Here is a 12,617-nt window from a genome sequence, read left to right as displayed (position 1 = left end):
CCAGGGGTGAGGGGCCGTTGTCCGTCTGTTGCGTCGACCGTATTCAGACCCGCCACCCCGCGTCATGTCCATGGCCACTCCTGTCACACGATCGCCATTCGGCCGTCATGATCTTGAGCGTGCGGGGCCGGAGCGGGCCGCCGTGGCCCGTCCCGCGGGCACCGGGCGCCCCGGGAGCCCCGCAGCGGAACGGCCGAAAACCGAGACCCTCCCGGGCACCACGTAGGATCGGTGCCCTCATGACTGCAACCCTCGTCGCCAAGGAACTCGCCGCCGGCCACGGCGAACGCACCCTCTTCGCCGGACTCGACCTCGTGGTCGCCCCCGGCGACGTCATCGGCCTCGTCGGGGTCAACGGAGCCGGGAAGTCCACCCTGCTCCGGCTCCTCGCGGGCCTCGACACCCCGGAGGAGGGGGAGCTGCGGCTGTCCCCGCCCACCGCCGCCGTCGGCCACCTCCCGCAGGAGCCCGAGCGCCGCCCCGGCGAGTCCGTACGGGACTTCCTGGCCCGCCGCACCGGCGTCGCCGCAGCCCAGGCCGAGCTCGACACCGCCACCCAGGGCCTGGTCGACGGCACGCCCGGCGCCGACGACGCGTACGCCACCGCCCTCGACCGCTGGCTGAACCTCGGCGGCGCCGACCTCGACGAACGGGCCGAAGAGGTCGCCGCCTCGCTGGGCCTGTCCGTCGGCCTCGACCTGCCGATGACCGCGCTCTCCGGCGGCCAGGCCGCCCGGGCCGGCCTCGCCTCCCTGCTGCTGTCCCGGTACGACGTCTTCCTGCTCGACGAGCCCACCAACGACCTGGACCTCGACGGCCTGGAACGCCTGGAGGAGTTCGTCAAGGGCCTGCGCGCCGGCACCGTCGTGATCAGCCACGACCGCGAGTTCCTCACCCGGACCGTCACCAAGGTCCTGGAACTCGACCTCGCCCAGCAGCAGATCAACCTCTACGGCGGCGGCTACGACGCCTACCTGGAGGAACGCGACACCGCCCGCCGGCACGCCCGCGAGGACTTCGAGGAGTACGCCGACAAGCGCTCCGCGCTGGAGGGCCGCGCCCTCATGCAGCGCAACTGGATGGACAAGGGCGTCCGCAACGCGCGCCGCAAGGCGGGCAACGACAACGACAAGATCGGCCGCAAGCTGCGCGGCGAGTCCAGCGAGAAGCAGGCCGCCAAGGCCCGCCAGACCCAGCGCGCCATCGAGCGCCTGGAGGTCGTCGACGAGCCGCGCAAGGAATGGGAGCTGCGGATGGAGATCGCGGCCGCCCCGCGCTCCGGCTCCGTCGTGGCCACCCTGCGCGACGCCGAGGTGCGCCGCGGCGACTTCTCCTTCGGCCCCGTCAACGTCCAGATCGACTGGGCCGACCGGGTCGCGATCACCGGGGCCAACGGCGCCGGCAAGTCCACCCTGCTCGCCGCGCTGCTCGGCCGGCTGCCGCTGGACTCCGGCGACGCGAGCCTGGGCTCCGGGGTGCTGGTCGGCGAGGTGGACCAGGCGCGCGGGCTGTTCCTCGGCGACGAACCCCTGCTGGAGGCGTTCTGCGCCGCCGTGCCGGAGACCGAGCCGGCTGAGGTGCGGACGCTGCTCGCCAAGTTCGGGCTGAAGGCCGCGCACGTGCTGCGGCCTGCCGCCACGCTGTCGCCGGGCGAGCGGACGCGGGCGGCGCTGGCGCTGCTGCAGGGCCGCGGGGTGAACCTGCTCGTCCTCGACGAGCCGACGAACCACCTCGACCTGCCCGCGATCGAGCAGCTCGAAGCGGCGCTGGAGTCGTACGAGGGGACGCTGCTGCTGGTGACGCACGATCGCCGCATGCTGGACGCGGTCCACACGACCCGCCGCCTCCGCATCGAATCCGGCAAACTCCACGAGTCCTGACCCCCTCGGGGGTCCCCCTCCCTCGTCAGGACCCCTCCCTCGGCAGGGCCCCCTCCCCGCCGCACCCTTCAGCCTCTCCGGCGTTTGAGGAGCGGGTCCGGGCGGAGCCCGGGGACCCTGCGCGCCCTTCAGCCCCTCCGGCGCTTGAGGGGCGGGTCCGGGCGGAGCCCGGTGCCCGGCGCCAGCCGGGTTGCAGTCTTGGGGCTCCGCCCCAAACCCCGCGCCTCAAACGCCGGCGAGGCTGGGAATTGCGCCCTGTAGCACCGGTGGGGCTGGGAATTGCGCCCTGTAGCACCGGTGGGGCTGGGAATTGCGCCCTGTAGCACCGGTGGGGCTGGGAATTGCGCCCCGCAGCACCGGCGGGGACGGGATCGCGCCCCGCAGCACTGGCGGGCTGGGCGTTGCGCCCCAACGCACCGACCAGGCTGGAGGGGGCTGAGGTCCGCCGGGAGGCTCAGGCGTCCGCAGGGGGGCGGCGGGTCCGGGCCAGGCGGGTTGCGACGAGGTGGCGGGGGAGGTGCCGGGCGGCTTGGGCGTAGAGCCGGTACCGCCACCCCGCCACGCTCACCGGACGCCCCACCGCAAGATCCCGCAACGCCCTCGCCACGACGTCATCCGCGTCCAGCCACACCGAGTCCTTGAGCGCGCTCACGTCCATCCCGGCCCGCTCCTGGAACTCGGTCCGCGTGAAGCCGGGCACCACCGCCAGCACCCGCACCCCGTACGGCGCCAGATCCACCCGCAGCGATTCGCTGAAGGCGGTCACCCACGCCTTCGCCGCGCCGTAGGTGCCGGTCGGCAGCAGGCCCGCCACCGAGGACACGTTCAGTACGGCGCCCCGCCGCCGCTCCCGCATGCCGGGCACCGCCGCGTGCGTGAGCCGCATCGGCACCCGAACCAGCAGCTCCAGCATCCGCTCCTCGTCCTCGACGGGGTTGTACGGGAAGGGCGCGGGCAGCCCGAAGCCCGCGTTGTTCACGAGCATGTCCACCGGCCGCGCCGGGTCGGCCAGCCGGTCGGCGACCGACCGGCAGTCCGCCGGGTCCAGCAGGTCGGCGGCGAGCACCTCGCAGGTCACCCCGTACGAGGAGGACAGCGCCTCGGCGGCCCGCTCCAGGCGTTCCTTGTCCCGGGCGACCAGGATCAGGTCGCAGCCCTTGGCCGCGAAGCCGCGCGCGAACGCGGCACCGAGTCCGGCGCTCGCGCCGGTGATGAGCACAGTGAGGGTCACGGGTATTCGCTTTCGGTGGGTGGGGCGGGTGGTCACGGCCCCGCGGGCCGGCCGGCGGGCGCGGGGCGGAAGGAGGCGGTGGCGGCCGACCGGTAGGCGTCGGCCACCTCCACGAGGAACCGCCGCTCGCCGTCGAGTCCGCTGCCGTCGCGCCCGGCGGCCCCGTACGTGCCGGGCCGCGGGTCCAGTCCGCCGGCCTTGGCCCGCCGGGCCTCGCTGAGCACGCAGGCCAGGACGGCCGCCTCGGCGCGCGGCGCGGGCACCCCCGCCGCCGCGACGTGGCCGCGGGCCAGGTCGGGCACGCCGGGGGCGACGTAGTCGTGGAGCACCAGGATCGCGTCCCGGGTCTCGATGACCTTGCGGTAGACCAGCAGGTCGCGGGGGAGCGGCGGCCACAGCAGCTCGACGAGCCGGGTGGCCCGCGGCTCGTGCAGCGCCACGTGCGGCACGGCCTGGACGAGGTCCCGCCACAGCGGCCACAGGTGCCAGGCGGCGGCGCTGTCGGCGAGGGTGCGGCGCAGCGTGAACAGCGTCGGCACGAGGATGGCGGCGGCCCGCAGCACGCCGTGCAGGTTCATCAGCAGCGGCAGGTACGGCAGCGGCCAGGTGACGGAGAACAGGGCCTTGAGCAGGTACGCGCACCAGAACAGCCCGGCCAGCGCCGTCCCCAGCCCGAACAGGCGCAGCCCGGCGGCGAGCCCGCGGCTGTCGGCCCGCCGGCTGTAGCGCCAGCACACGAACACGCACACGGTGTTGGCGACCAGGTGCGCCGACATCAGCGTCAGCCAGTACGCGAGGGACGGCACGGGGTCGCCGCCCGGCGGCATCCCGTGCAGCCGGTGCGCCGGCGCGACGGTGTCGAGGACCACCATCGCGCCCAGCAGGCCCGCGGTGGCCGCGGCCGAAGCCAGCCGGAGGCGGCGCCCGCGGGTGGCGGCAGACACGAAGTACAGCACCACGCCCGCCGACAGCACGCCGATCAGGTTCCGTACGAGCCCCACCAGGTGCGCGGTGTCCGGGTCGCGCTGGGCGGCCTCGACGACGTCCGGCAGGTTCAGGGTCATCGCGGCGGCGGCCGTGGCCACCGCCAGCAGCAGGCCGCGCTGTTCGGGGGAGCGGACGGCGGACGGGGCCCGCAGCAGCACCGCGCACCACAGCAGCACCACGCTCGGCACGGCGAGCCAGTCGCCGAGCGCCGCGAGCTCAGCCGACATCGGTGGGCCTCACACCGAGCGCCGACCCCAGTTTCTCGAGCGTGCCCTGCGGCCCCCGGCCCGGCAGCAGGCCGGCCTTGGTGCGGATCAGGCTGGCCAGGAGTTCGGCCTCGCGCTCCTGCCGGGTGGTGTAGTTGGTCCGGCCCAGCACCACGGGCGGGCCCGGCAGGGGCTCCTCGCCCGCCACGGGTTCCCGGGCCGCCACGGGTTCCCCGCCTCCCACGGGCCCCTCGGCCGCCAGGGAATGGTGGTCGAACAGGATGTGCCCCAGCTCGTGCAGCACGATGTGCTCCTGGTGCAGCCGCGAGGTCTGGGCCTCGTAGAACACGTAGTCCACGGCCGCAGTGCCCACCCACAGCCCGCACACCCCGGACTCGGCGGCTTCCCTGGGCAGCGGGTGCAGCCGTATCGGCCGCCCCCGCTGCTCGGCTATCCGCGCGCACAGTCCTTCGAGCGAGAAGGGATGTGACAGATCGAGACCGCTGATGATCGATTCACAGCGCTTGCGCAACTGCTGATGGCCGTATGGCATGTGATCCCTCTTAGGACCCGTCCTCGGGCAGCGTCGGTAGGCGGGTGCGGAAACGGTCATGGTCCTGAGCCTTCAAGACGGCCTCTGTGGAATGCGGTCCGCAGGGGGGAATGGCGGAAGCCGCCCACCGTGGCGGCAGACGGCTTCCGTCATCCCTACCGATCTTGTCCGTCGGGTGCAAGACGGCCCGGCACATGTGGTGCCGATCCGGCCATCACCCGCGGCGGCGCTCCTTCGGGTCGGTCAGCCCGGCCCGCCGCAGCGCGTCGGCCATCGCGCTGTTCGCCGGCGGCGGGGTGTTCTCGCGCCGCCCGCGCCCCGCGCCGGCCGCGCCTCCCGCACCCGCGGAACCCGCGCCGCCGCGCTGCTGCTGCGGCTTGCCGCCGCCCCCGCGCCGCTCCTGGCGCGGTCCCCGGCCGCCGCCCTCGCCGCCGCCGCGGCCGCCCTCGCGGGCCTCCGCCTCGTCGTCGAGCCGCAGGGTCAGCGAGATCCGCTTGCGCGGAATGTCCACGTCCATGACCTTGACCCGGACGATGTCCCCGGGCTTGGCCACCTCCCGCGGGTCCTTCACGAAGGTCTTCGACATGGCCGATACGTGCACCAGCCCGTCCTGGTGCACGCCGATGTCCACGAACGCCCCGAAGGCGGCCACATTGGTGACCACTCCTTCCAGGACCATCCCGGGCGCCAGGTCGCCGATCTTCTCGACGCCCTCCTTGAAGGTCGCCGTCTTGAACGCCGGCCGCGGGTCGCGGCCCGGCTTCTCCAGCTCCCGCAGGATGTCCGTGACCGTCGGCAGGCCGAACGCCTCGGTGACGAAGCTCTCCGGGCGCAGCGACCGCAGCACCGCCGTGTTGCCGATCAGCGCCGCCACCTCGCCGCCCGCCGTCTTGCCCATCGCCCGCACCACCGGATACGACTCGGGGTGCACGCTGGAGGCGTCCAGCGGGTCGTCGCCACCGCGGATCCGCAGGAAGCCCGCGCACTGCTCGTACGCCTTGGGGCCCAGCCGCGCCACGTCCTTGAGCGCGCGGCGGCTGCGGAACGGGCCGTTGGCGTCGCGGTGCGCCACGATGTTCTCGGCGAGCCCGCCGCTGATCCCCGACACCCGTGAAAGCAGCGGCGCCGACGCGGTGTTGACGTCCACGCCGACACCGTTCACGCAGTCCTCGACCACCGCGTCCAGCGACCGCGACAGCTTCACCTCGGACAGGTCGTGCTGGTACTGGCCGACCCCGATGGACTTCGGGTCGATCTTCACCAGCTCGGCCAGCGGGTCCTGGAGCCGCCGTGCGATCGAGACCGCACCGCGCAACGAGACGTCCATGTTCGGGAGTTCCTGCGAGGCGAAGGCCGACGCCGAGTACACCGACGCGCCCGCCTCCGACACCATGACCTTCGTCAGCCCGAGTTCGGGATGTTTCGCGCACAGCTCCCCGGCGAGCTTGTCGGTCTCGCGGGACGCCGTGCCGTTGCCGATCGCGATCAGGTCGACAGCGTGCTCCTTCGCCAGCCGGGCCAGCTTCGCGAGCGCCTCGTCCCACTTGTTGGCGGGCACGTGCGGGTAGATCACGTCCGTGGCGACGACCTTGCCGGTCGCGTCGACCACCGCGACCTTCACCCCCGTACGGAAGCCGGGGTCCAGGCCGAGGGTGGCGCGCGTCCCGGCCGGCGCCGCCAGCAGCAGGTCCCGCAGGTTCGCCGCGAACACCCGCACCGCCTCGTCCTCGGCGGCCTGCCGCAGCCGCAGCCGCAGGTCCAGCCCCAGGTGCACGAGGATCTTCGTGCGCCACGCCCAGCGGACCGTGTCCGTCAGCCACTTGTCGCCGGGCCGGCCGCGCTCGGCGATCCCGAAGCGGTGCGCGACGATGCCCTCGTACGAGGACGGGCCGGCGGCAGCCGCGTCCTCGGGGGGCTCCGGCTGCAGCGTCAGGTCGAGGACGTCCTCCTTCTCGCCGCGCAGCATCGCCAGCACCCGGTGCGAGGGCAGCGCCGTGAACGGCTCGGCGAAGTCGAAGTAGTCGGCGAACTTGGCGCCCTCCTCCTCCTTGCCGTCGCGGACCTTCGCCGCCAGCCGGCCGCGCGTCCACATCCGCTCGCGCAGCTCGCCGATCAGGTCGGCGTCCTCCGCGAACCGCTCGGTGAGCACTGCCCGGGCGCCCTCCAGCGCCGCGGCCGCGTCGGCCACGCCCTTGTCCGCGTCGACGAACGCCGCCGCAGCGGTCGCCGGCTCCACCGACGGGTCCGCGAGCAGCCGCTCGGCCAGCGGCTCCAGACCGGCCTCGCGGGCGATCTGCGCCTTGGTCCGGCGCTTCGGCTTGAAGGGCAGGTAGATGTCCTCCAGCCGGGCCTTGGTGTCCGCGGCCAGGATCCGCGCCTCCAGGGCCGCGTCCAGCTTGCCCTGCTCCCGTACGGACTCCAGGATCGCCGCCCGCCGGTCCTCCAGCTCCCGCAGGTAGCGCAGCCGCTCCTCCAGCGTGCGCAGCTGCGCGTCGTCGAGCATCTCGGTCGCTTCCTTGCGGTAGCGCGCGATGAAGGGCACGGTCGAGCCGCCGTCGAGCAGCTCGACGGCGGCCTTCACCTGCCGCTCCCGTACGCCGAGCTCCTCGGCGATCCTGCCTTCGATGGACGTCGTCACGATCGGTCCTGCCTTCGTATGGGCCAGAAGGCTGCCAATTGTGGCAGGTGGCGCCGAGGGAGCAGGTCAGGGCCGGGCCGTCTCTTGCGGATCGGGCCGGACTCTCCCGGAACGCGCCGCAGGAGGCCGGGGCCGGGCCGGACGGGCCCGGGCCCGCCCGGCCCCCTCCGGGTCAGGCCTTGCCGAACAGGTCCGCCGGGAAGCCGCCGTTGCCGAGCGCGATCCGGAACCAGGTCTGCCCCAGCTCCGTCAGCCGCGCCGTGCCCGCCGCGCCGATGTGCTCGTACGGCGCCCGGTCCAGCCGGTCGGTCTCCACCTCCACCGCCTCCCGCAGGTCGCGGCCCTCCTGGGTGAGGTCGCCCGCGGCGTCCAGCAGGCCGCGCTCGCGCAGCCGGTCCTTGGCGGCCTCCAGGTCCTCCTGGGTCCAGCCGCGGGTGTCGCGGATCCGCTGCCCGCTGATGCCGGTGCCGGACGCGGAGTGCGCGACCATCGACTCGACCGGGTCCAGCCCGGCGGCGAGCAGGGCGGCGTTGTGCCCGTCGCCGCGGTGCTCGCGCAGCAGGGTGGCCGCGTGCCAGTACGCCACGTGCGGCACCTCCGGCACCGGCAGGTCGGCGTGCGCCGCGAACAGCGTCTTGCCGGGCCGCTCGCACGCCTCGGTGGCGCGCAGCGCGAGCGCCGCGGCCTCCTTCATCTCGGGCGAGGAGACGACGTCCGCGCCGAACAGCCGCGGCAGGGCGGCCTCCGCGGCCCGCGCCCGGGCGGCGAGCACGTCCGCCGGGCTCGCCTCCTGCCAGACGGCCGGGAAGTGCCGCGCCAGGAACGCGTAGTCGTGGTTGAAGAACGCGCCGGCCGCGGCGCCCGGGCCGATCGGACCCAGCGCCGCGGCCCGGACCGCGAGGATGCCGCGGATGCGCGAGGTGATGCCGACGGCCTTCAGTTCGGCCTCGTGCTCGGGCGCGAAGATGACGACGGCGTGGGTCGTGTTCATGGTGCCCTCGCCGCAGTTGCGCACGGCCCGGGCAGGCAGGAGGGAGGTCATGCGCGCACGCTAACGGCCGGATTCCGGCGCCGGTGAGAGATTTCCGGCCGACCCGTCCGGCGACCTGGCGAGGTGGGCCCGACTCCGTACGGCCGTGGCCGAATAGGTGGGAGGCCCGTCATTGCAGCCATCCGCCGGGTCGGCACAGGATGGGGCCATGCCGCAGCGAACCGTGTTGGCCCTGCTCTTCGACGGAGTCCAGAGCCTCGATGTCACCGGGCCCGTCGAGGTGTTCAGCGGAGCCTCGCTCCTGGACCCGCGGGCCGGATACCGGATCCGTACCGCCTCCCTCGACGGCGGTCCGGTCCGGACCAGCAGCGGCCTCACCGTGGTCCCCGACGGTCCGCTGGCCACCGCCCCCCGCCCGCACACCCTGCTCGTCCCGGGCGGCGAGGGCACCCGGCGGCCCGACCCTGCCCTCATCGGCTGGCTGCGCGAGCACGGTCCCGGCGCCGAACGCCTGGTGTCCGTGTGCACCGGCTCGCTGCTGCTGGCCGAGGCCGGACTGCTCGACGGCCGCCGGGCCACCTCGCACTGGATGCTCTGCGAGGCGTTCGCCGACAAGTACCCGGCGGTGCGGGTCGAACCCGACCCCATCTACGTACGCGACGGCCACATCGCCACCTCGGCGGGCGTGACCGCCGGCATCGACCTCGCCCTCGCGCTGGTGGAGGAGGACCTCGGGCGGGAGATCGCCCTCCAAGTCGCCCGCCACCTCGTGGTGTTCCTGCGCCGGCCCGGCAACCAGGCCCAGTTCAGCGCCCAGCTCGCGGCCCAGACCGCACAGCGCGAACCCCTGCGCGAGGTCCAGCAGTTCATCACCGAGCACCCCGCGGAGGACCTGAGCGTGCCGGAACTCGCCCGCCGCGCCCGGCTCTCGCCCCGGCACTTCGCCCGCGCCTTCCAGGCGGAGACCGGGGTGAGCCCCGGCCGGTACGTGGAGCGGGTCCGCGTCGAGCACGCCCGGCGGCTCCTGGAGGACAGCTCCGCCGGGGTCTCCCAGATCTCCCGCGCCTGCGGGTACGGCACGCCAGAGGCGCTGCGGCGCGCCTTCGTCCGCACCCTGGGCCAGCCGCCGGCCGAGTACCGGCGCCGCTTCGGCGACCACCCGGCCCCGTAACCGCCGACCGGCCCGCACACCCCGGCCCGCACACCCCGGCCCGTTCGTTCCGTCGGCCCTGCCGAGTCCGGAAGAAACGAAGAAAAGAAAAAACGAAGCAAGAGGAAAGAGGAAACCCGTGCAGATCGCGATCCTGCTCTACGACCGCGTCACCGCGCTCGACGCCATCGGCCCCTTCGACACCCTGGGCCGGCTCCCCGACTCCGAGACGGTGTTCGTCGCGCAGCGGCCCGGCCCCGTGCGCAACGACTCCGGGCAGCTCACACTGATCGCCGAGCGGTCCCTCGACGAGGTGCCCAACCCCGACATCGTCCTCGTGCCGGGCAGCCCCGTCGCGCACGCCCAGACCGACAACAAGGAGGTGCTCGACTGGCTGCGCGCCGCCGACGCCACCAGCACCTGGACCACCTCGGTGTGCACCGGCTCGCTGCTGCTGGGCGCGGCCGGCCTGCTCCGGGGCCGCCGGGCGACCTCCCACTGGCTCGCCCTGGACGCGCTGGCCGGCTTCGGGGCGCACGCCACCGGCGAGCGGGTCGTGACCGACGGCAAGTACGTGACCGCGGCCGGCGTCTCCTCCGGCATCGACATGGGCCTGACCCTGCTCGGCCGGATCGCGGGCGACCGGGTCGCCCAGTCGGTCCAGCTGCTCACCGAGTACGACCCGCAGCCGCCCTACGACGCGGGCTCGCCGGAGAAGGCCCCGGCCGACCTGGTCGCCGAACTGCGGGCCCAGAGCGCCAGCATCCTGCGGTAGGCGCCGGTCCCGCGCAGGATTCCCGTCACACCCCCCGCAGCGGTCACGCGTCGGGCGTCAGGCCCGCGGCCGGCCAGGCGAAGCGGGGCGTACGGCGCTCCAGGAAGGCGGCGACACCCTCGGCGGTGTCGCCGCTGGTGCGCTGCTGCCCGGCCCAGTACGCCTCCCGGCCGGTGCGGCCGTCCGCGAACTCCTTGGCCGCCGCCTGGGTCAGGAGCGAGCGGCCGGTGAGGATCCGGGCGAACTCGGCCACCCGCTTGTCGAGTTCGCCCGCCGGCAGCACCTCGTCCACGAGCCCGGTGCGCAGCGCCCGCTCGGTGTCGATCAACTCGGCGGAGAACAGCAGGTACTTGGCGGCCGCCGGGCCCACCAGCGAGGCCAGCCGCCGGGTGGACGACGCCGGGTAGACGATGCCCAGCTTCGCCGGGGTCACCCCGAAGGACGCGCCTTCCTCCGCGAACCGCAGGTCGCAGGCGGCCGCGAGCTGGCTGCCGCCGCCGACGCAGTAGCCGCGGATGGCGGCCAGCGTCGGCCAGGGGAAGGCGGCGAGCGCCTCCTCCGCGGCCACGGCCAGCGCCTGCGGATCCGCCGCGGCGGCCGGCCCGCGCAGCGTGGAGATGTCGGCCCCGGCACAGAAGGTGTCGCCGGCCCCGGTGAGCACCAGGGCCCGTACGGCGGGGTCGGCCGCCAGGGTGTCCAGGAGCTCCGGCAGCGCCCGCCACATGTCCGTGGTCATGGCGTTGCGCTTGGCGGGGTGCGAGATGACGACCGTGGCCACCGCTCCGTCCACGGTGTGCTGCAGCTGCGCGTCCATGCGCCGGATGCTATCCCGGCCCGCAACGTCCACACCGGGGTGGCGTGGTCGCCGGCCCGGCGGATGCCCGGAGCACCGCGGAGGCGGCCGGGAACAGCGCCCGAGAAGATCAGTAGCAGTCGAACAACTGACGCTGTCATACGCCAACGCTCAAAAGCGTGCGAATAGTGCTGACTTCTTGTCAGCAGCCCGGTGCGAACCTGCCCCGTCCGCACCCTTGGCCTGTGGAGACGATCGAGCGTGAAGACGGGGGCGGGGACATGGACGCGCCACCCCCCAGCGAACCACTGAGCGAACCACCCGCCTATGACGGCGTATGGAGGTTCACGGCACCCGCAGTTGAAGAATCCGTTCCGCAGGCCCGACACGCGGTGCGCGATCTGCTGGGCCGCCAAGGCGTACCGGTGGGCGGCGACACCGCCTACTCCCTGCTGCTGATCGTTTCGGAGCTCGTCACCAACTCCGTACGGCACGCGGCGCTGCTCTCGCCCGAGGTCGCCGTCGAGGTGGCCATCGGCCGGGAGTGGGTAAGGGTGGCCGTCGAGGACAACCACCCCTACCGCCCCAAGGCACTGGAGGCCGATTTCGGCCAGACCGGCGGCCGCGGCCTGCTGCTCGTGCGCGAGATCACCCTGGAATCCGGGGGCGTCTGCGACGTCGAGCACACGGCCGGCGGCGGCAAGGTGATCTGGGCGGCCCTGCCGCTCGTGCCCCGCAGCCGGACCGCGCGGGGCTGAGCGCAGCCGGACCGTGCGGACCGGAGCGGTCTCGCGTCCTACCAGCCCGCGGCGTCGCCCGTCAGCTCGCGGATCGCCGGCCGGGCCGCGTCCAGCACCGTCATGAACCAGGCCGAGAACGGGTCGGCCGCGTGCCGCTTGGCGAGCTCCTCCGCGGTGACGAAGGCGGTGTCGCCCACCTCCGACGGGTCCACCCGCAGCTCCGCCTGGGCGAGTCCCACGAACAGGTGGTTGTACTCCTGCTCCACCAGGCCCGAATCCGGGTCGGGGTGGTTGTAGCGGACGGTGCCCGCCTCCGCGAGCAGCGAGGGCGACAGACCCAGCTCCTCGTACGTACGCCGGGCCGCGGCCGCGAACGGCGACTCACCCGGGTACGGGTGACCGCAGCAGGTGTTCGACCAGACGCCGGGGGAGTGGTACTTCCCGAGGGCCCGCTGCTGAAGGAGCAGGCGGCCCGCCCCGTCGAACAGGAACACGGAGAACGCCCGGTGCAGCCGACCGGGAGCCTGGTGTGCGGAGAGCTTCTCCGCGGTGCCGATGGTGTTGCCCGCCTCGTCGACCAGTTCGAGCATGATCGGCTCGTCTGCGGTGCCGTTGGACGCGCCGGCGGCGGCGGTGGCTGGTGTGATCGGCATGACCATCCTTCGCTTCGGAC

General features: G+C 73.9%; 11 protein-coding genes. 4 read left to right on the top strand and 7 right to left on the bottom strand.

What is annotated here, in order from left to right; translation table 11 throughout:
- Nucleotides 1-239: 239 nt before the first annotated feature.
- A complete protein-coding gene (locus OG764_RS07790; protein WP_328967662.1) occupies nucleotides 240-1,880 on the top strand; it encodes an ABC-F family ATP-binding cassette domain-containing protein in 1,641 nt (546 codons plus the stop codon).
- A gap of 454 nt (nucleotides 1,881-2,334) precedes the next feature.
- Here the strand turns inward: OG764_RS07790 and OG764_RS07785 are convergent, their stop codons facing one another.
- The 5 genes from OG764_RS07785 to OG764_RS07765 form a co-directional block, all read right to left on the bottom strand.
- Nucleotides 2,335-3,111: an SDR family NAD(P)-dependent oxidoreductase gene (locus tag OG764_RS07785; protein ID WP_328967661.1), complete on the bottom strand. Its 777-nt coding sequence runs from the start codon at nucleotides 3,109-3,111 to the stop codon at nucleotides 2,335-2,337.
- A gap of 32 nt (nucleotides 3,112-3,143) precedes the next feature.
- On the bottom strand, nucleotides 3,144-4,325 hold the full coding sequence (locus tag OG764_RS07780; RefSeq protein WP_328967660.1) for an MAB_1171c family putative transporter: 1,182 nt from the start codon (nucleotides 4,323-4,325) through the stop codon (nucleotides 3,144-3,146).
- Entirely contained in the window at nucleotides 4,315-4,857 is a 543-nt protein-coding gene (locus tag OG764_RS07775) for a hypothetical protein (RefSeq protein ID WP_328967659.1), read from the bottom strand. The genes OG764_RS07780 and OG764_RS07775 overlap by 11 nt, the downstream gene beginning before the upstream one ends.
- Before the next feature lie 214 nt (nucleotides 4,858-5,071).
- On the bottom strand, nucleotides 5,072-7,495 hold the full coding sequence (locus OG764_RS07770) for a Tex family protein (RefSeq protein WP_328967658.1): 2,424 nt from the start codon (nucleotides 7,493-7,495) through the stop codon (nucleotides 5,072-5,074).
- Nucleotides 7,496-7,667: 172 nt separating this feature from the next.
- Entirely contained in the window at nucleotides 7,668-8,537 is an 870-nt protein-coding gene (locus tag OG764_RS07765; protein WP_328967657.1) for an SCO6745 family protein, read from the bottom strand.
- A gap of 157 nt (nucleotides 8,538-8,694) precedes the next feature.
- On the opposite strand from OG764_RS07765, the gene OG764_RS07760 reads away from it, so the two are divergent.
- Nucleotides 8,695-9,657 carry a GlxA family transcriptional regulator gene (locus tag OG764_RS07760; RefSeq protein WP_328967656.1) on the top strand — a complete coding sequence of 321 codons (963 nt, stop codon included), beginning with the start codon at nucleotides 8,695-8,697 and terminating at the stop codon, nucleotides 9,655-9,657.
- A gap of 118 nt (nucleotides 9,658-9,775) precedes the next feature.
- Nucleotides 9,776-10,411, top strand: a complete 636-nt coding sequence (locus OG764_RS07755; RefSeq protein ID WP_328967655.1) for a DJ-1/PfpI family protein — start codon at nucleotides 9,776-9,778, stop codon at nucleotides 10,409-10,411.
- Between the two features lie 43 nt (nucleotides 10,412-10,454).
- Here OG764_RS07755 and OG764_RS07750 read toward each other — a convergent pair whose 3' ends face one another.
- Complete coding sequence (locus OG764_RS07750; protein ID WP_328967654.1) at nucleotides 10,455-11,225, bottom strand: enoyl-CoA hydratase/isomerase family protein; 771 nt, start codon at nucleotides 11,223-11,225, stop codon at nucleotides 10,455-10,457.
- A gap of 260 nt (nucleotides 11,226-11,485) precedes the next feature.
- Between OG764_RS07750 and OG764_RS07745 the strand changes: the two genes are divergently transcribed.
- Complete coding sequence (locus OG764_RS07745) at nucleotides 11,486-11,962, top strand: ATP-binding protein (protein ID WP_328972912.1); 477 nt, start codon at nucleotides 11,486-11,488, stop codon at nucleotides 11,960-11,962.
- A 38-nt stretch (nucleotides 11,963-12,000) separates the two neighbouring features.
- Here OG764_RS07745 and idi read toward each other — a convergent pair whose 3' ends face one another.
- Nucleotides 12,001-12,597 carry an isopentenyl-diphosphate Delta-isomerase gene (idi, locus tag OG764_RS07740; protein ID WP_328967653.1) on the bottom strand — a complete coding sequence of 199 codons (597 nt, stop codon included), beginning with the start codon at nucleotides 12,595-12,597 and terminating at the stop codon, nucleotides 12,001-12,003.
- Nucleotides 12,598-12,617: the final 20 nt, after the last annotated feature.

This window comes from Streptomyces sp. NBC_00239 (assembly GCF_036194065.1).
In the GTDB taxonomy this organism is placed as follows: domain Bacteria; phylum Actinomycetota; class Actinomycetes; order Streptomycetales; family Streptomycetaceae; genus Streptomyces.
Note: the sequence above shows the minus strand (reverse complement) of the source record. Positions and strands in the feature narration are given on the sequence as shown.

Excerpts from the sequence above, each read along its gene's own strand:
- OG764_RS07790 (WP_328967662.1), top strand. The coding sequence starts at position 240 with ATGACTGCAACCCTCGTCGCCAAGGAACTCGCCGCCGGCCACGGCGAA.
- OG764_RS07780 (WP_328967660.1), bottom strand. The coding sequence starts at position 4,325 with ATGTCGGCTGAGCTCGCGGCGCTCGGCGACTGGCTCGCCGTGCCGAGC.
- OG764_RS07775 (WP_328967659.1), bottom strand. The coding sequence starts at position 4,857 with ATGCCATACGGCCATCAGCAGTTGCGCAAGCGCTGTGAATCGATCATC.
- OG764_RS07765 (WP_328967657.1), bottom strand. The coding sequence starts at position 8,537 with ATGACCTCCCTCCTGCCTGCCCGGGCCGTGCGCAACTGCGGCGAGGGC.
- OG764_RS07760 (WP_328967656.1), top strand. The coding sequence starts at position 8,695 with ATGCCGCAGCGAACCGTGTTGGCCCTGCTCTTCGACGGAGTCCAGAGC.
- OG764_RS07750 (WP_328967654.1), bottom strand. The coding sequence starts at position 11,225 with ATGGACGCGCAGCTGCAGCACACCGTGGACGGAGCGGTGGCCACGGTC.
- OG764_RS07745 (WP_328972912.1), top strand. The coding sequence starts at position 11,486 with ATGGACGCGCCACCCCCCAGCGAACCACTGAGCGAACCACCCGCCTAT.
- idi (WP_328967653.1), bottom strand. The coding sequence starts at position 12,597 with ATGCCGATCACACCAGCCACCGCCGCCGCCGGCGCGTCCAACGGCACC.